We start from the raw sequence: 18125 nt of genomic DNA, 5'->3' as shown, positions 1-18125 counted from the left end.
AAACTATGAAATCTATATATATAAAATACATACTCGTTTTTGTAACGATAATTTTAAGTGGTTGCGAAAACATTGTTGATGACCTAAATAAAAATCCCAATCAGCTTACACTTGACGCTGTTGATGCGGGTCTTTTTCTTAATGGTGCCGAACTATCCAATATTAATATACAGCTAGGTGCTTTTAGCAGAATGGCTGGGTATTATTCAAGTCAATTAATAGGCTTTGAACAAGTTGATCAGGAAAGGTTTTTGTATAACGTAACAAATACAACATTTGGTTGGGATGGTTACCAAAGCGTAATTACACCTATGCGCGAGATGCGTGGCAGAACAACAGATAATCCATTTTACCAAGGCATTTCTAAAGTACTCGAAGCTCATCTTATTGGAACTTATGCTTCGCTTTTTGGGGATATTCCTTATTCAGAAGCTGTTAGTGATATTGAAGATCCTAGATTTGACGATCAACGTACTGTTTTTGATGAGCTGCAAATACTGCTTCAGGAAGCCATTGATGATTTGGAAAACGCGGACGGAAGTGTCATTATCGAAGATTATATTTTTGATGGCAACCGCTTAAAATGGCTGGAATCTGCTTGGACATTAAAGGCACGTTACTATATGCACACAAAGGAGTATGACAATGCCTATAATGCTGCTCAAAACGGAATTTCTTCCAGTGGCAACAGCATGGTGTTTGACCCTTTGAATGTGGCAGGTGAAAACAGTACCAAAAATAAATATTTTATTGTTCTCTCTGGCGGTCCTAATACTGGCACCGGAGATAGTTATTTAATCAGATTATTGGATAACAGCAGCGGTATGTCCCGTAATAACACCAAAACCGATGAAACGGCACGTTTTGGATACTATTCCATAGACCAGACAAGCGCCGAAATTAATTTAGGTATTGCCAACGAACTTGAACCGCAACCAATGATTACTTATCAAGAAAACTTGCTAATCCTTGCTGAAGCTGGAGCACGTACTCAAAGTTTCACTATAGGTTTAGGACATTTAAATGAACTCCGTAATTTTCTGAATACTGGTGCGTTTTTAAATTCCAATTTCTCTTCAGAACCTTACACATACGATGCCTATATAGCTTCAGATTTTGATGCTGGAGGAATTGAAAATATGGATGGTATAAATCCTGATAGAGCCTTATTGAGGGAAATTATTGAAGAACGGTACGTTTCAGGATTTACAACCTTTATGCCTTTTGATGATGCAAGACGACTGAAGAAGAGTGACTCCGATGTTGCTGTTCCATTCCCTTTAAATGTACCAACGGCAACACAAAATGTAGAACGCTTTTTATATCCTGAAGATGAGATTCTGTCAAATCAAATGGCACCAGAAGATCCTGGCTTATTTGAGGTTACAAAAGTGAATCAGTAGTAATAAAATGTAATATCTACCAATACAGACTAGGGTTTTGGTTAATAGATTCTAGTCTGTATTATCCATAAATTAAAATCAAGGGTTTATAGCTAATAGTTTGGAGTATTACAATATTATGTTTTAACTACATGGTTATTAGTTGTCTTCAAAGTGCTTATAAACAAACAAATAGAATAAATAGTTTAAAAATATTTTTTTATGAAAAAATCAATTTTATCAAGTATAATGATTTGCCTTATAGTATTATTTACAATCAATACTGGGTTTTCACAAGAAAAAACCTCCGAATTTGAGGTACTCGGTAATTGTAACGGCTGCAAAAAACGCATTGAAAAAGCAGCATCGGCTGTTGAAGGGGTATCTTCTGTGAACTGGGACAAAGAGACTAAAATCATAAAAGTTATCATGGCAAGGCATACCAATATTATTGATGTTGCAAATGCCATTGAGGCAGCTGGTCATGACACAGAATTTAATAAAGCTAATGATGCAATGTATGAAGAACTTCCAGGCTGCTGCCAATATGATAGGGAAGGAACTGAAAACACGGAAGCTTCCACGGCAAAAACGGTCGCATCTTTCAATTTTGAGGTCTCAGGAAACTGTGGGATGTGCAAAAAGAGAATCGAGAAAGCGGCAAAAGCGGTTTCTGGTGTTACAAATGCCACTTGGGATAAGGAAAGTAAGGTCATCAATATTGATGTTTCCGATGCTACCACCACAAAAGAGCAAGTTTCCAAGGCAATAGCCACCATAGGACACGATACCGAGTTTAATAAAGCAGAAGCGACTGTATATGATGATTTGCCAGGTTGTTGCCAATATGATAGAGATGAAGCTAATGAAACTAAAACAACTGCCAAAATTGTTAAATCATATAGTTTCAGCGTTAATGGAAAATGTGGAATGTGTAAAAAACGTATTGAAAAAGCAGCTAAAAGTATTCCTGAAGTGGTTAGTGCAGTATGGGATAAAGAGACTAAAATATTAACTGTAGGTGTTTCAAATAAAAAAGGAAAGAAAAAAAATATTTCAAAAGCTATAGCTTCTGTTGGTCATGATACTGAATTTGATAAAGCCAGTCAAACAGCATATGACGACCTACCAGGATGTTGCTATTATGATAGAATTCAATAATAAAAGCCAACTACATAAATAACAATAAAGACTGTCTAAATAAGTTAAATTCCAATTACTGATTGTTTGTATTCAACCAAAACGAGCAGTTAACCTATATAGATAATTTATTTGAATTAGTTCATCAAAATAAAATACATTTCTTTTTAGACAGTCTTTACTTTTAAAATATGATTACAGGCAAACAAACAACATTAGAACAATATTTTCAAGAATTTAGGGAGAATATTATTGGAATCAATGCAAAAATTGAAACGCCTTATGGTTCTAAACCACTCATTTATGGAGATTGGATTGCAAGCGGAAGATTATATGGACCCATTGAAAAAATATTACAGGATCGTATAGGCCCCATGGTTGGGAACACTCATTCTGAAGCCAGCCACACAGGGAGATTGATGACAAATATTTATGAAGAAGCACATAATATCATTAAAAAACATGTCAATGCTTCTCATGATGATGTTATCATTACATCAGATTCTGGAATGACGGGTGTTCTATGTAAATTCCAGCGTATATTAGGACTTAAAATTCCTGAAAAATATGCCAACCAAATCCATATTTCTGAAGAAGATAGACCAGTAGTTTTTTTAACACACATGGAACATCATTCCAACCAGACAACTTGGTTGGAAACAATTGCAGATGTTGAGGTGTTAGAACCCTCTGAAAATTTATTTGTCAATGCCAATAATTTAATTAAAGCATTGGAAAAACATAAGCACCGAAAAGTAAAAATTGGAGCGTTCACTGCTTGCTCCAACGTTACTGGAGTTGGCACCAATATTCATGAACTAGCAGAAATAATGCATAAAAATGGAGGATATTGCTTTGTTGATTATGCAGCCTCTGCACCTTATGTAGATATGGATATGCATCCTGAAAATGTTGCCCAACGTTTGGATGCTATCTTTTTTTCACCTCATAAATTTCTTGGTGGACCGGGTAGCTCAGGCGTTCTTATTTTTAATAAAACGCTATACAAAAACAAAATTCCAGATCATCCTGGAGGAGGCACTGTGACTTGGACTAATCCTTGGGGCGAACATCATTATTTTGATAATATTGAAGTACGTGAAGATGGTGGCACTCCGGGTTTTTTACAAGCCATAAAAGCGGGTTTGGCAATTAAGTTGAAAGAGAAAATGACCGTCGGAAAAATCCGTCTTCGTGAAAATGAACTTGTTAAAGCATGTTATGAGAAATTATCGAATATTTCTGGATTGCACTTACTTGCCAAAGATGTTAGATATAGGCTGGGAGCATTTTCATTTTACATTGAAAATATACACTATAATTTAGTTGTTAAATTGTTAAATGATAGATTCGGCATCCAGGTTAGGGGTGGTTGTTCTTGTGCAGGGACTTATGGCCACTTATTATTGGAAGTTACCAGAGAGCAATCCAAAAAAATAACAGATGAAATTAATCGTGGCGATCTTTCAGAAAAGCCAGGTTGGGTTCGTTTGTCACTTCACCCAACTATGACAGATAAGGAATTGCAATATATTATTGACGCCATTAGCCAGCTTATGCAATGCCATAAACAATGGCGTAAGGACTACACATATTCTCCTTTAACCAATGAATTTTATCATAAAGATGAAGCAAACTATCTTGTGAATACGTCAACATTTTTTGAAGTATGATTTTTACAATAAAATAAAGACCCAATGAAAAGAAATAAAGTAATTAGATATCAGCGCTCATTATGGTTGGCTTTTATATATACATTTTTAATGGTGTATATAGGAAATAGCCAAGAGACATTTCCTGAAAATGGTGTTTCAAACCAACTTCCAAATACTTTTGCTATTACCAATGCAACCATAATTCCTGCACCAGGAGAGCTATTGAAAAATGCCACATTATTAATAAGAAACAAAAGTATTGAAAAAGTGGTCAATGGAAGAAAAGTACCAACCGGTTACACCGAAATAAATGCAAAAGGAAGATATATTTACCCTTCTTTTATTGATGTTTTTAGTACATACGGACAACCTGAAGTGAAGAATTCGCCACGAGGAAACCCTTATGTTAAAAGAGAACAAATACAATCTAATACAAAGGGTTCATACAATGCTAATGAAGCTATAAAATCTGAATATAATGCATCTGAACATTTTTTGGTTGATAGAAAGCGAGCACAACAGCTTCGTAAACAAGGATTTGGGCTTGTAGCTACATTTAGACCAGATGGTGTGTCCAGAGGAACAGCATCTTTGGTTACCCTTGGAGAAAATAATGAAAACCATGAAATGTTACTATCAAAAGTGGCTGCTCATTTTTCCTTTCATAAAGGCAGTTCAACTCAAGATTTCCCCATTTCACCTATGGGAAGTATTGCATTATTACGTCAAACCTTTTATGATGCGGAATGGTATAATCAATTTCAGAACCAACCTTTTATGGACCAATCGTTGGAAGCTATTTTAAATACAAAAAAACTTCCACAAATATTTGAGACCAATGGCTGGTTAAGTGCTTTAAGAGCACATAAAATAGCAAAAGAATTTAACATTGACTATATCATTAAGGGTGGTGGGGACGAGTACCAACGGATTGATGAAATTAAAGCGTTAAACGCAACATTTATAATTCCGCTTAATTTTCCAGCAGCTTATGACGTTTCAAATCCTTTTGATACTGAAAAAATTTCCTTGGCTGATTTAAAGCATTGGGAACTGGCACCATCTAATCCTGCGCGCCTCGAAGAACAAGGTGTAGCCTTTGCTATTACATCTCACGGTCAGAGCAAAACGGATAATTTTTTATCCAATCTTAAAAAAGCTGTAGCTTATGGTTTAAGTCCTAAACAGGCCTTATATAGTTTAACAGTACTGCCAGCTAAATTGTTGCATCAGGAAGATAGAATAGGAACTTTAGAAAGCGGAAAATTGGCAAATTTCATAATTACTTCTGGAAAAATTTTTGATAAGCAAACGGTTATTTATGAAAACTGGGTTCAAGGCAAAAATTATATTGTTACTCAAGAGGATAATCCTTCAATTAATGGAACCTACTCGCTTTCGATTGATGGTGAAGATTATTCTTTGGTGGTTAAAAAATCAAAAAAGGGTTATAATGCAAAGGTTCTTAATCAGAATTCAACAGAAATAAAAACAGATTTTAAATTGACCGGAGATATAGTAACCCTTCAATTTAATAAAGATTCTGAATCTTTTTATCGTTTAGGAGGTTGGATAAATAATGACCCAGAGAAAATGGTTCTACAAGGTAAAGGGCAGGGCAATGATGGTAAATGGATTGACTGGAAGGCCTCTAAAGCAAAAGAGTCATTACAAAATATAACAAATCAACAGAAAGAAACGGATTTGCAAAGAAAAGATTTAGGTGATGTCATTTTTCCGTTTGTAGCCTTCGGCAGCCCTAAAAAACCAATACAACAAGATATATTAATAAAAAATGCAACAGTATGGACCAATGAAAATGAGGGCGTTTTAACCGAAACCGATGTGTTGCTTAAAGATGGAGTGATAGTTCAAATTGGTAAAAATCTAAAAGTATCTAAAGCAAGAATAATTGACGGAACAGGGAAGCATTTAACGGCAGGCATTATTGATGAGCATTCCCATATTGCGTTAAGTGCCGTAAACGATATTGCCACGGTATCTGCCATGATAAGAATGAGTGATGCTTTAGATTCAGAGCGAATCAATATTTACAGAGCATTGGCAGGAGGCGTTGTTGCAGCCCAAATATTACATGGTTCGTCTAACCCAATAGGAGGCCAGTCTGCACTTATCAAGTTACGATGGGGAGAAAATCCTGAAGGCTTAAAAATAAAAGAAGCTAAACCCTTTATAAAATTTGCTTTAGGCGAAAACCCCAAGCGGTCAAAAAGTGCACCTTCTATCCGGTTTCCTAGGTCTTTGATGGGATTGGAACAAGTATATACCGATGTGTTTACACAAGCATTGGCGTATAAAAAGCACTGGCAAGAGTTTAATGCTTTAAAAAAGAAAGACAATACAGTAAAACCTAGAGTAGATTTAGCTAATAAAGCCTTATTAGAAATTGTGGAAGGCAAGCGGTATATTTCTTGTCATGCCTATCAGCAAGGTGAAATGTTGATGCTCATGAATGTAGCAGAACGATTTAATTTTAACATTAACACTTTTACGCATGCTTTAGAAGGTTACAGGATTGCAGACAGAATGTTGAAACATGGTGTAGGCGGTTCCACATTTTCAGACAAATGGAATTTTAAATGGGAAACCAGAAATGCCATTCCCTATAACGCAACAGTAATGCATAATGAAGGCGTTGTTACAGCTGTCAATTCTGATAGTCAGGAAACTATACGGCATCTTAATCAAGAGGCAGCAAAATCTGTTAAATATGGCAATATGAATGAACAAGATGCTTTAAAACTTGTGACACTTAACCCCGCTAAACTATTGCATTTGGACGATACCATGGGAAGCATTACAATTGGAAAATCTGCCGATGTTGTTTTGTGGTCAGAAAACCCACTTTCAATTTATGCAAAAGCCGAAAAAACAATAATAGAAGGCATGGTGTATTTCGATATTGAAAAAGATAAGCAATTAAGAAAAGGCATTCAAACTGAAAGAAACAGAATCATCAGCGCAATGAAGAATGCCATTAAAACAGGTTCAAATGTTGAACCACACATTTCCATATCAAAACCAGATTTCACCTGCGAGTATTTAGGTGTTCAAAATTAATTATTAAATCCAATACAAATGAAACATACTAAAAACTATAAAATCTTAATTTTACTAGTTACTTGCGGCATGTCATTCAACATTTTTGCACAAGATAAGTTAGCTATAAAAAGCGAAAATGAACCTGTTATATTAGTTGGTGGCACTTTACATATTGGCACAGGCCAGGTGATACAAAATGCTGTTATAGGATTTGAAAATGGTAAAATTTCAATAGTTGATAAATTAGAAAACACAAAGATTGATAATTCTGCGTATAAAGTAATTGATGTCTCTGGGCAACATATTTATCCTGGATTTATTTTACTCAATTCTTTAATTGGTATTGAAGAAATTAGTGGTGTACCACACTCAAATGATAGAAATGAAGAAGGTAGGATTAACCCGAATTTAAATACAGCTTTTGCTTTTAAATCAGATTCAGAATTTTTACCAGTTTTAAGATTTAATGGTATTTTAACTGTTGAAACTGCTCCAAGAGGCGGTATGGTTTCAGGTACATCGTCAGTAATGAAACTTGATGGTAGAAATTGGGAAGAATCCTTATACAAATTTGGCACAGGCATACATTTGAATTGGCCAAGTTCCAGCCGGACTTCTTACGATGCTGCAACGCATACAAGACGGTCAAATCCTAACAAAAATTATGATACTAATGTAACAGAATTGAAAAATTTATTTACACAAGCGATTGCTTATGGGAAACAAGAAGATAATAAACCAAACTTAAAACTTGAGGCTTTACAAGGATTATTTAATGGTACACAATCGTTGTTTATACATGCTATTGAACCAAAAGAAATTATTGAAAGCATTCAAGTTTCAAAAAAAATGGGAATAGAGCATGTTGTACTCATATCAGCAGAATCGACTTTATTGGTTGTAGATTTTTTAAGGAAAAATAATATTCCGGTAATTCTGCCTCCTACTCATAGTGTACCAAGTAAGGTAGATATGGATTACGATCTGCGATATAAACTGCCATATCTTCTTTCTAAAGAAGGCATTGTGGTAGCGATAAGCCATGAAGGGATGTTGTCAACGTCCAGAAATTTACCGTTTTATGCTGGAGTAGCTGCAGCTTTTGGTCTTAGCAAAGAGGATGCCTTAAAAACAATTTCTTTAAATGCAGCAAAAATTTTACGCATTGACAATACTTTAGGGTCACTTGAAGTTGGAAAGGATGCCACTTTATTTGTATCAACCGGAGATGCTTTGGATATCAGAACAAATAAGATTACACATACCTTTATACAAGGGAAAAATATAGAATTGGAAGGAAAACAACAAAAACAGTATAAACAATATTCCGAATTATTTGGACACAATGAGTAACTTATTACAAAGTTTTGAGGAGGCTATAGTTGCGTTTAGTAATTGGATTTGGGATATTCCTTTATTGATTTTACTCATTGGTGGTGGCATTTATTTTTTAATCTATTCCAGATTATTGCCATTTAAACATTTTTGGTACGCCATAGCCATATTAAAAGGTAAATATGACAACAAAAATAATCCAGGACAAATAAGTGCATTTCAAGCATTATCTACTGCGCTTTCTTCCACTATAGGAATGGGCAATATCGCTGGTGTCGCCATTGCTATCTCAATGGGAGGGCCAGGTGCCTTGTTTTGGATGTGGGTAAGTGCTATTATTGGCATGACCACAAAATACTTTACCTGCTCCTTGTCCATAATGTATCGTGGTAAAGATAGTTCAGGTGAAATACAAGGAGGCCCAATGTATGTTATTACCGAAGGGTTGGGGAAAAAATGGAGACCACTAGCGATATTTTTTTCAATAGCCGGACTCATAGGATCGCTACCTGTTTTTACGGCCAACCAATTAACGCAAGTGCTAAATGATATTTTGCTTCCTGCTTTGGGGTATCAAGTATCTATTGAATCAACACTCATTTTAGGCATTATAATCAGTGTTTTTGTTTCTATTGTAATTTTGGGAGGCATAAAAAGAATTGCAAGTTTTGCCTCAAAGCTTGTACCAGCTATGGTCATATTATATTTCTTGTCGGTTAGTTATATATTGATAGTTAATTATACGGCTATAGTTCCTTCATTATACCTCATCTTTCAAGATGCTTTTACAGGCAACGCCGTTTTAGGCGGTAGTATTGGTAGCATTATAATTGTTGGTGTGAGAAGAGCGGCATTTTCAAACGAAGCTGGTATAGGTACTGCGCCAATGGCACATGGAGCATCAAGCAATCAAGAGCCTGTAAGGGAAGGTTTAATAGCCATGTTAGGCCCTTTTATTGATACCATTATTGTTTGCACCTTAACGGCTTTGGCCATTCTTGTTACCAATAGTTGGTTACAGCCAAATATAGAGGGAGTCACCATTACATTATATGCTTTTATTCAGGCCATGCCAAGTTATGGGGCATTTTTACTGGTATTTATTGTGTCTATTTTTGCCTTTACATCTTTATTTACTTATTCGTATTATGGTTCGAAATGCATCTCTTTTTTATTGGGGACAAAATTTAAAAAGGCTTATAATTATATTTATATCGCCAGCATTATCATAGGTGCTGTTTCTTCTATGACAGGAATTGTAAGTTTAATTGATATAAGCTTTGCCCTTATGGCTATCCCAACAATGGTATCTGGTATTATATTGGCGCCTAAAGTAATGCAGGCCACTAAATTATATTTTAACAAACTTGAAAAAGAGTCAACCCATTAACAAAAAAAGTATGAAAAAAATAGCCTTGATATTCAGTTTTATATTTGCACTGAACACGTATGCTCAAAAACCTGTTTTTAAAGGGCAAGAGCCTATAAAACAAATTGTAACAACTGCAAAACCCGTACAAAAACAATGGAAAGGAATATTTCCTTTTGAAACGGATGCTGTTTATTTTTTCAATAATTTTGAAGGCGGTCGATTAAATGGTATAGCTAAAGATAATGACAGTACATATACGGTACTTATAACTCCTGAAAATACACCAATAAACACAAGCCCTTGGTACGCTTTTAAAGTTTGGTCTAAACAAAAAAAACGAATTTATGTAACCCTTACATATAGTGAAGGCTATAAGCATAGATATTATCCTAAATTAAGTAATGACGGATTAAATTGGACATCAATAGATTCTACAGATTATGTGGAATATGAAAAAGGTGACAAAAATTTTGGTCCAGGTTCACTTGCATTAAATGCACAAATGACGTTAGAAGTAAGTTCAGATACTTTATGGGTAAGTGCCCAAGAACTTCAAACCTCGAGACATGTTAAAAAATGGGTTGATGATTTATCAAAAAAAACTTTTATCTCAAATCTGCAAATTGGCAAAAGCAAGGAAGGAAGACCATTGACTGCCATAAGTATTGGTAAGAAAAGATCAAAAAGAATGCTTATGGTCATATCGCGGCAGCATCCACCAGAAGTTACAGGGTATTTGGCAATGAAAGCTTTTGTAGAAACCATAAGTTCTGATTCAAGACTGGCTAAAAAGTTTAGAAAAAAATTCACAACCTATGTTGTTCCTTTGATGAACCCAGATGGGGTTGATAATGGGCATTGGAGACATAATTCTGGGGGAATTGATTTGAACAGGGATTGGACTCATTTTAATCAACCCGAAACATTGGCTGTGAGTAAATTTATTGAAGAAAAGGAGAATGAAACAAAGGGTAAATTCTATTTCGGCATAGATTTCCATTCTACTTGGGACGATATTTATTATACCATAGCCGACAGTTTTAAAGGCAATATGCCTGGATTGGTGCCAGAATGGTTAGATAATGTAAAGAAAGAAATCCCTGGATATAACCCAAATATTAAACCAAGTGATAAAATGGATCCAGCTATCATATCACGTAATTATTTTTATGTTGCTCATGGTATGGAAGCCTTGGTTTTTGAAATTGGCGATAACACGCCAAGAGCATTTATAAAAGAAAAAGGAAGGTTAAGTGCCATTGAATTAATGAAACTGATGCTTTCTAAATTATGAATTTGATGCTATTAGTATTTTCTCAAAGTTTTTAGCGATATTAGTTTGGTTAGAAGATATTTTTTGAGCTATTTTTAAACTTAGACTACTTATGGTGAAAATTATAAAATCATATACAAAAACGTATGCAATTTTTAGTTTCGGGTTATGTAAATATATAATGCATTTTTTTAGTACATAACAAAAATTCAGAATAGTACTATAAACCTTATATATATATATATATATATATATATATATATATATAGCGTATTACAGCTTTTTTATTACGTAAACCCCACCTCACAGGTTTTGAAAACCTGTGAGGTCTTTGATGTCCTGAAAATGGCAAGTAGTTTATTTCTCAAAATTAATTTTGAGAAATAAATTTTTGTCATGTACTTAATTGCATTTTAGTAAATTAATGCGGTATTTTAATTTAACCTACCTATAACAACAATAGCAGACTGAATGCATTAATTTTTAACTTAAAACATTCAGTCTGTACGTTAACCACTAAAAACTTTCGGATGATATGAATTAAGTTGTCATTTCATCTTTAGTTCTTTTATCAACAATCTTTTCGATCAAGTCTGGTACTTTTTCAAAAGCTGCGGCTAAACCATGAATTTTTCCTGCTTCAATAAAAGATATTTCTTCTTCTTTTGTTACTAAAAAACCTATGGGTTCTATACCAACACCAGCTCCTCCACCTGCTCCTTGTCCTTTACGGGCTTTGTTCTTGGTTTCAATGCCTTCGCCTCCACCTGTACCAAATCCCATACCTACTTTTATTACTGGAACACATTTAAATTGTCCTAATTCAAATTGTTCGCCAACAACAGTTTCTGTTTTGGCTTCTGTTTTAATAAAGTCAGTAATCTGACCTAATAATTCTTCAAAATGTAAATCCATAATACAATAATTTAAAGGTTAATAAATGATTTTATGATATCTATTGGTCTGTTTTTTACAAGTAACACCAATTGATTTCGTCCTTGAAAATTTATGTGAAAATTTCCTGCGGTATAATTTAATAATGCAAATAATGGATACAACTTGGCATTCAAAATGCAATTTCCAGTATCCATATTTATAAAAAGTTGCTTTATTTTAAAGGTTCTTAATATTTTAAAAAATCTACTAAAAGACATATTCTTTTTAAGCTTTGTTAAATGTCTTTTATCGTCCTTTTTTTGTTTGTTTATGCTCTTTTTTTTTAATGGATAAATATAAAATTTCATGAATAAAACGTTTATTCTAATTCTAAAAATTTCTGCATCATGATTTTCTAAATGGGCTTTAATTAAACCTTGTAATTGTAAGTAATATTGGTTAGATGTGGTGTCTATACATATAATTATTGGTACTAGTAGCAAGGCAACTAAGAGCAATAGAAATAGTGTTATGAGTATGAAAAGTGTCATGATTAAATTTTGTTTTAAAGTAAATATTATCAAGTATATAAAAAATGATATTGCTCAACTTAAAGCAATAGATATGATATATATCATTGTTGTTTTTAATTAAATCGGATAGCTTTATTGGATTGAAAATTGATTCATCCATTACAAAATATGAGGTAGCTATTAAGAAATCACTAAAGCAACAATAAATTATAATCTAATTATTAACCAAGATGAAAGTACTTATTTATAGTGCTAAAAAATTTGAAATCCCTTATCTGGAAAGCGCAAATAATGGAAAGCACAAATTAACTTTTATTGAAGATGCACTAACATCTGAAACCGCTATTAAAGCTGTTGGATATAATACAGTATCCATATTTTCTGGCGATAATGCTTCAAACATAGTTTTAGAAAAGCTAAAGGATTTTGGTGTTAAATATATAACACTAAGATCTGTTGGCCATGATAATATTAACTTGTTTACAGCTAAACAATTGGGCATTAAAGTGGCTAATGTTCCGGTATATTCGCCTCATGCGATTGCAGAACATGCTGTTGCTCTTTTATTAACTCTAAATAGAAATTTAGTAAAATCAAGTCTGCGTGTCAAGCAATTCAATTTCGATATTAATAACTTAATAGGTTTTGACTTAAAAAATAAAACTGTTGGGATACTAGGCACAGGTAACATAGGATCTGTTATGGTTAAAATTATGCATGGTTTTGGTTGTGAATTATTAGGCTTTGATATTAAGGAGAAGAAAAGAATGACTATCGATTATCGATTAAAATATGTATCACTAAAAGAGCTATGCGAACAAAGTGATGTCATTTCGATTCATTTACCTTTAAATACAGATACACATCATTTAATAAATAAAGAATTAATTACTTTGATGAAACCTAGTGTCATCATTATTAATACAGCAAGAGGTGCTATAATTGACACTAATGATATTATTGAGGCTCTGGATAATAAACAAATTTCTGGGTTGGTCATGGATGTTTATGAACATGAAAGAAAGATATTCTTTAAAGATTGTTCTTTAGATATTCCAAAGGATGGTATGCTTATAAAACTAAATGCTTTTCCAAATGTATTAATTACTGGTCATCATGCTTTTTTAACTCATGAAGCCTTAACAAATATTGCAGAAACTACTATTTATAATTTAGATTGTTGGGTTAACAATAAGAAAACGGAAAATGACTTAACCAATGCTATAAATATGGGCAATCATTTATTGAAACCATAAATATCTTTTAGCATTATTCTTTCACCTTTTTCATTCAGCACATTTAAATCGTATCTTATTTTAATTTTTGTACCAATAGGCGCATAATAATAAATAACCCAGGCATCAGCTTCGTTAGTGCCAATACAGCCATTTGAATAAGCTTTTCCTAAAGTTATAGGGTTAGTGGTTGGATGAATTAATTGTCCATTTCTTAAGCCATTTATTTCGGTTTCTATAAAGGAGATTTGAGGTAATTTGGTAACTTTTTCGTCATCTCTTTTTGTTACAAAATAGCGATGGCCGTTTACTGGGTTATAGTAACTTGGGTTTCGAACATGTTTTACAATGGTGCCATTGCCTGTTTTTGTCTTTAAATCGACCACTCTTCCCGCCATTTTAAGATATTTCTTTTCGTTTCTTCCAACTCGTATTGGGAATTCATAACGTTTAGTGGAATCTTCAAAAAGGCGAAGTTTAAATTCTGGAATGTTAATATCTATAAGGGTGTTTTTAAATGAATTTAGAAGTTTTATAGCCTTTGCAGAATCGGGAATAGTTATAACAGCTCCTTCGGGTAAAACAATCATTTTTTTTTGATTATATACAAACGAATCTCGCGCTTTCATTCTATAATAATCGGTGTTTTGAAGCGTGTCTATAATCCACGCATTTGTTCTAACCAGAAGATGTTCCGTTAAGCTATATGGTGTCATTGAATCGTATGTCGTTGTTATAGAATCTATGAATTGAAAATAATTCTCTATAATAACATCATGACTTATTTTAATGGTTATTGGAAGTGCGTTAGTAATTAAAGTTTTGCTACCCAATGTATTTAAAGATGCAAAATAATCATCGTTTTTTGGGCAGTAAAACTTTAATATCAATAATAGAGGGGTTAAAACAAATAAAGCTAGTATAAATTTTGATGAAAGTTTCATATTAATTCATTTCGAATGGTTCACTCCTTTATATCCTTAACCGCATTATAACATTAAAAATGTTTAATCTTTTTTTCTTGAAAGAATTGAAGTGATTAACAAACCAATGCCCAGTCCAAGAATTATAGATCCTACAAACATTAGAGCAGACTCTTCTAGAAAAAAGAAGCCCATTCCAAGACCTCCCAGAATACCGCCACCTATAGCCCAATTACTCTTATCTTCTTTGTTATTCATTATTTTTTTTAAATATTATTTTTTTAAACTTCACTTGAAATAGTGTCTTTATCTATTTTTTTTCTAGTAGTAGCACAATTCATATAAGATTTCACTTTTTTCTTTAAATCATTTTTTCGACAAAAGGGGGATAGCCTATTTTTGAAAGTATTTGTTTAATCTGGTCAATATTTTCTTTGGTCTCATATTCAAATGTAATTGTACTATATTGAAGTTTAATAGATATATTAGAGATTCCTTTTAATGCAGAAATTCTATTTATTATGGTAGTTTCGCATCCACCACATTTTAAGTTTTGTATATACAGCGTAGTTTTCATAATACACTCATTATTTAATACTAATAAAGATACATTTGAGGGGGAAATGCAGAAATGATAACCATCAGTCTTTGTAGTATAATATTGGAAATTTTAAAAAGGGACACTTATTATAATAAGTTATATTATGCGGTATCGTTTAAGAAAGATTTAATAACATCAACAGTCGAGACAATACCTACTAGTCTATTGTTTTCAAGAATAGGAATGGCATGATAATGGCCTTCAGTTAAAACTTTAGCTACATCCTCAATAGTTGCGCTAGTTGTTAAATAAAATGGTTTTTGAGTCATTATATCTTTAACTTTTAACTCTTTATATATTTTATGGTCATCACTAATTCCAGCTCCAGCAATATGATACATAAAGTCTATTAAACTAACCATACCTACTAATTTTTCATTTTCTGTTACGGGAATGTGATGATGCCATTTTTTTTTCTCATAAATATGTTTAACATCTATAAGATATTGCTCTGGTGTAATACATACCACATTTTTAGTCATTATTGTTATGATCGAATTGGTTTTCATTGGTATAAAAATTAATGTTTTATTCTACTTTAAAAATAAACCATTAGCCCATAACCCAAAATGATTAATATCATATTAAATGACATTATTTGTCAATATATTTAGTTAAATACAAATGGTTATGAAAACAAAAACAATTTTAGAGCTACTCACATTAAGTTCTAGTATTTATTATTTAGCAAAGGACACAAAATTTCTAGATAAAATAAGTGAGTTTTCAGAAAAAGGGAAAGATAATTTCAATAATATCATGTCCGAATCTCAATTAGACGAAAATGGAAATGAATTAGAATTTGCAGATAAAATAATTTTAAAAACCCATGAATTAAAGGAAGAGTTAAATGAAAAAATTGAAGAACTAATTGTTAAATTTTATAAAAAAATAAATGTGGCGCATTTAGATGAAATTAAAGCTCTAAATGAAAAACTGGAAACGCTGGACGCGACTGTTGCTTTGTTAGAAGCTAGGTTAAATAAAATGAAAGCATAAAACGATGGGCATCCTTACAGGTATTGGAAAGAATTTTAGATCTATCTCTAGGTACAACCAAATACTTAAAGTTTTAATAAAATATGGCTTTGAAGATTTGGTAGAATATTTAGAGGAGAATAATCAATATTCTTTTATGCGAAAATTAATTCCTAAAGCTTCAAGAAAACATGCCGTTGCAAATAGCAAATGGGCTAAAATGAGGCTGGTATGCGAAGAGTTAGGACCTACGTTTGTAAAATTTGGACAAATTTTAAGTAATAGACCAGATTTAGTGCCATTGGAATTAACTTTTGAGTTAGAAAAACTTCACGACAATGTACCACCAATGTTAGAAAGTGTTGCTAAACAAATTGTAGAAACAGAATTAAAAGATACCGTAGAAAACTTATTTGCTTGGTTTGAGCCATCGCCTTTTGCATCGGCATCAATAGCGCAAGTACATAAGGTAACCTTACACTCTGGTAAGCGGGTTGCTTTAAAAATTCAACGATTTGGTATTCAAGAAGTTATTGAAGAAGATATTAAGGCCATGTATAAAATTGCAGAAGTTTTAGAAAGAAGAATTCCTTCTTTAAAAAGCTTTGACCCCATTGGAATCGTTGAAAATTTTGAAGAATCCATTCTGAAAGAAATTGATTTTGTTAATGAATCCATTAATATTCAAAGGTTTTATAATAACCTGAAAAACGATATCACTTTAGATCAATTTGCCGAGGCTCCTAAAGTATATTCAGCTTTTACAACTTCAAAAGTTTTAGCTATGGAGTTTATTTCAGGAATTAAAATCAATCAAATTGATGAGTTAAAAGCTAAAGATTTTGACACTAAAGTTATTGCTAGAAGACTTACGATTAGCTATTTTAAACAAATTTTTGAATATGGTTTCTTCCATGCTGATCCCCATCCAGGGAATTTATTGGTACTCCCTAATTGTCATATTTGTTACTTAGACTTTGGCATGATGGGAAGTATGCTCCCTAGAGATATTTCAATTTTTGGAAAATTATTCGTAGCGATTTCAAACAAGGATGTAAAAAATATAATTAAAACTTTACAACAGCTATCAAACAATGCGCCTATTTCAAACATGAGAGATTTGGAGTTTGATATTAATGAATTTGTAGAAAAATATTATGTGAGAGATATCCATGAGAACGAAATGAGTACGGTTTTATTAGAACTAAAAGATATTATCATTGCTCATGGATTAAAAGTTCCTACTTATTTTTTTCTTTTTGCTAGATCTTTAGTCACTGTTGAAGGTGTTATTAACAAGCTAGATGCTAACTTGGAACAATTTGAAATTGCAAAACCCTACCTTAGAACAAGTGTCACTAAAAAATACAATCCTATAAAAATGGGTAAAAAGGTTGTAAATTCTATTGTTGAACTTACAGATTATATGGAAGAATTCCCATCTGATTTAAAGAATGCAATACGCAAAATAAATTCTGGTCAAATAAAAGTAGACCTAACCCATAAGGGTATAGATCCTATGGTGCATACGCTCCAAAGAATAACAAAACAACTCATTACAACTTTTATTATGGTTGCCTTAATAATTGGGGCTTCATTATTTATAGTGTTTGAAATACACCCACTTTGGAAGAGTATTTCTGTATTAGGTATTTTAAGTTTTTTAATGGCAGTAATTTTAGGGTTTGGTATTATAACAAACATAAAAAAAGGTGATTATGATTATTAATTTCCTATAGCTACTGTATGCGTTTTAAAT

The 18125-nt window shown here is 32.7% G+C and carries 16 protein-coding genes; 10 read left to right on the top strand and 6 right to left on the bottom strand.

The genetic code is table 11. The features are described 5' to 3' along the window. Positions 1 to 5 precede the first annotated feature (5 nt). From AAC024_RS09115 to AAC024_RS09085, 7 genes are all read left to right on the top strand, one after another. On the top strand, positions 6 to 1403 hold the full coding sequence (locus AAC024_RS09115; RefSeq protein ID WP_339895015.1) for a SusD/RagB family nutrient-binding outer membrane lipoprotein: 1398 nt from the start codon (positions 6 to 8) through the stop codon (positions 1401 to 1403). 201 nt (positions 1404 to 1604) lie between these two features. Continuing rightward, on the top strand, positions 1605 to 2543 hold the full coding sequence (locus AAC024_RS09110; RefSeq protein ID WP_339895013.1) for a cation transporter: 939 nt from the start codon (positions 1605 to 1607) through the stop codon (positions 2541 to 2543). Between the two features lie 170 nt (positions 2544 to 2713). Further along, positions 2714 to 4195, top strand: coding sequence for an aminotransferase class V-fold PLP-dependent enzyme (locus AAC024_RS09105; protein ID WP_339895011.1), 1482 nt, complete (start codon positions 2714 to 2716; stop codon positions 4193 to 4195). A gap of 24 nt (positions 4196 to 4219) precedes the next feature. After that, complete coding sequence (locus AAC024_RS09100; RefSeq protein WP_339895010.1) at positions 4220 to 7258, top strand: amidohydrolase family protein; 3039 nt, start codon at positions 4220 to 4222, stop codon at positions 7256 to 7258. 18 nt (positions 7259 to 7276) lie between these two features. Next, complete coding sequence (locus AAC024_RS09095) at positions 7277 to 8593, top strand: amidohydrolase family protein (protein ID WP_339895008.1); 1317 nt, start codon at positions 7277 to 7279, stop codon at positions 8591 to 8593. After that, complete coding sequence (locus AAC024_RS09090) at positions 8586 to 9965, top strand: alanine/glycine:cation symporter family protein (protein WP_339895007.1); 1380 nt, start codon at positions 8586 to 8588, stop codon at positions 9963 to 9965. The genes AAC024_RS09095 and AAC024_RS09090 overlap by 8 nt, the downstream gene beginning before the upstream one ends. Positions 9966 to 9975: 10 nt before the next feature. Beyond that, complete coding sequence (locus AAC024_RS09085) at positions 9976 to 11241, top strand: M14 family metallopeptidase (protein WP_339895005.1); 1266 nt, start codon at positions 9976 to 9978, stop codon at positions 11239 to 11241. Positions 11242 to 11760: 519 nt separating this feature from the next. Here AAC024_RS09085 and AAC024_RS09080 read toward each other — a convergent pair. Both AAC024_RS09080 and AAC024_RS09075 read right to left on the bottom strand, forming a co-directional pair. Beyond that, on the bottom strand, positions 11761 to 12135 hold the full coding sequence (locus AAC024_RS09080) for a GerW family sporulation protein (RefSeq protein WP_339895004.1): 375 nt from the start codon (positions 12133 to 12135) through the stop codon (positions 11761 to 11763). 11 nt (positions 12136 to 12146) lie between these two features. Next, complete coding sequence (locus tag AAC024_RS09075; RefSeq protein WP_339895002.1) at positions 12147 to 12647, bottom strand: hypothetical protein; 501 nt, start codon at positions 12645 to 12647, stop codon at positions 12147 to 12149. A gap of 212 nt (positions 12648 to 12859) precedes the next feature. Between AAC024_RS09075 and AAC024_RS09070 the strand changes: the two genes are divergently transcribed. Continuing rightward, positions 12860 to 13885, top strand: a complete 1026-nt coding sequence (locus tag AAC024_RS09070) for a 2-hydroxyacid dehydrogenase (RefSeq protein WP_339895001.1) — start codon at positions 12860 to 12862, stop codon at positions 13883 to 13885. Here the strand turns inward: AAC024_RS09070 and AAC024_RS09065 are convergent. From AAC024_RS09065 to AAC024_RS09050, 4 genes are all read right to left on the bottom strand, one after another. Next, positions 13867 to 14808, bottom strand: a complete 942-nt coding sequence (locus tag AAC024_RS09065) for a L,D-transpeptidase (RefSeq protein WP_339894999.1) — start codon at positions 14806 to 14808, stop codon at positions 13867 to 13869. The genes AAC024_RS09070 and AAC024_RS09065 overlap by 19 nt on opposite strands. 63 nt (positions 14809 to 14871) lie before the next feature. Continuing rightward, a complete protein-coding gene (locus AAC024_RS09060; RefSeq protein ID WP_339894998.1) occupies positions 14872 to 15045 on the bottom strand; it encodes a hypothetical protein in 174 nt (57 codons plus the stop codon). A 103-nt stretch (positions 15046 to 15148) separates the two neighbouring features. Then, the gene (locus AAC024_RS09055) at positions 15149 to 15364 is read right to left on the bottom strand and encodes a heavy metal-associated domain-containing protein (protein ID WP_339894996.1); all 216 of its coding nucleotides are present in this window, start codon (positions 15362 to 15364) and stop codon (positions 15149 to 15151) included. 125 nt (positions 15365 to 15489) lie between these two features. Then, positions 15490 to 15897 (bottom strand): CBS domain-containing protein, encoded by a 408-nt coding sequence (locus AAC024_RS09050; protein ID WP_339894995.1) that lies wholly within the window; start codon positions 15895 to 15897, stop codon positions 15490 to 15492. 121 nt (positions 15898 to 16018) lie between these two features. Here AAC024_RS09050 and AAC024_RS09045 point away from each other — a divergent pair, with 121 nt between their 5' ends. Then, the gene (locus tag AAC024_RS09045) at positions 16019 to 16387 is read left to right on the top strand and encodes a hypothetical protein (protein ID WP_339894993.1); all 369 of its coding nucleotides are present in this window, start codon (positions 16019 to 16021) and stop codon (positions 16385 to 16387) included. 4 nt (positions 16388 to 16391) lie between these two features. Continuing rightward, on the top strand, positions 16392 to 18095 hold the full coding sequence (locus tag AAC024_RS09040) for an AarF/UbiB family protein (protein ID WP_339894991.1): 1704 nt from the start codon (positions 16392 to 16394) through the stop codon (positions 18093 to 18095). Positions 18096 to 18125 lie beyond the last annotated feature (30 nt).

This window comes from uncultured Algibacter sp. (assembly GCF_963976535.1).
Lineage (GTDB): Bacteria > Bacteroidota > Bacteroidia > Flavobacteriales > Flavobacteriaceae > Algibacter_B.
Note: the sequence above shows the minus strand (reverse complement) of the source record. Positions and strands in the feature narration are given on the sequence as shown.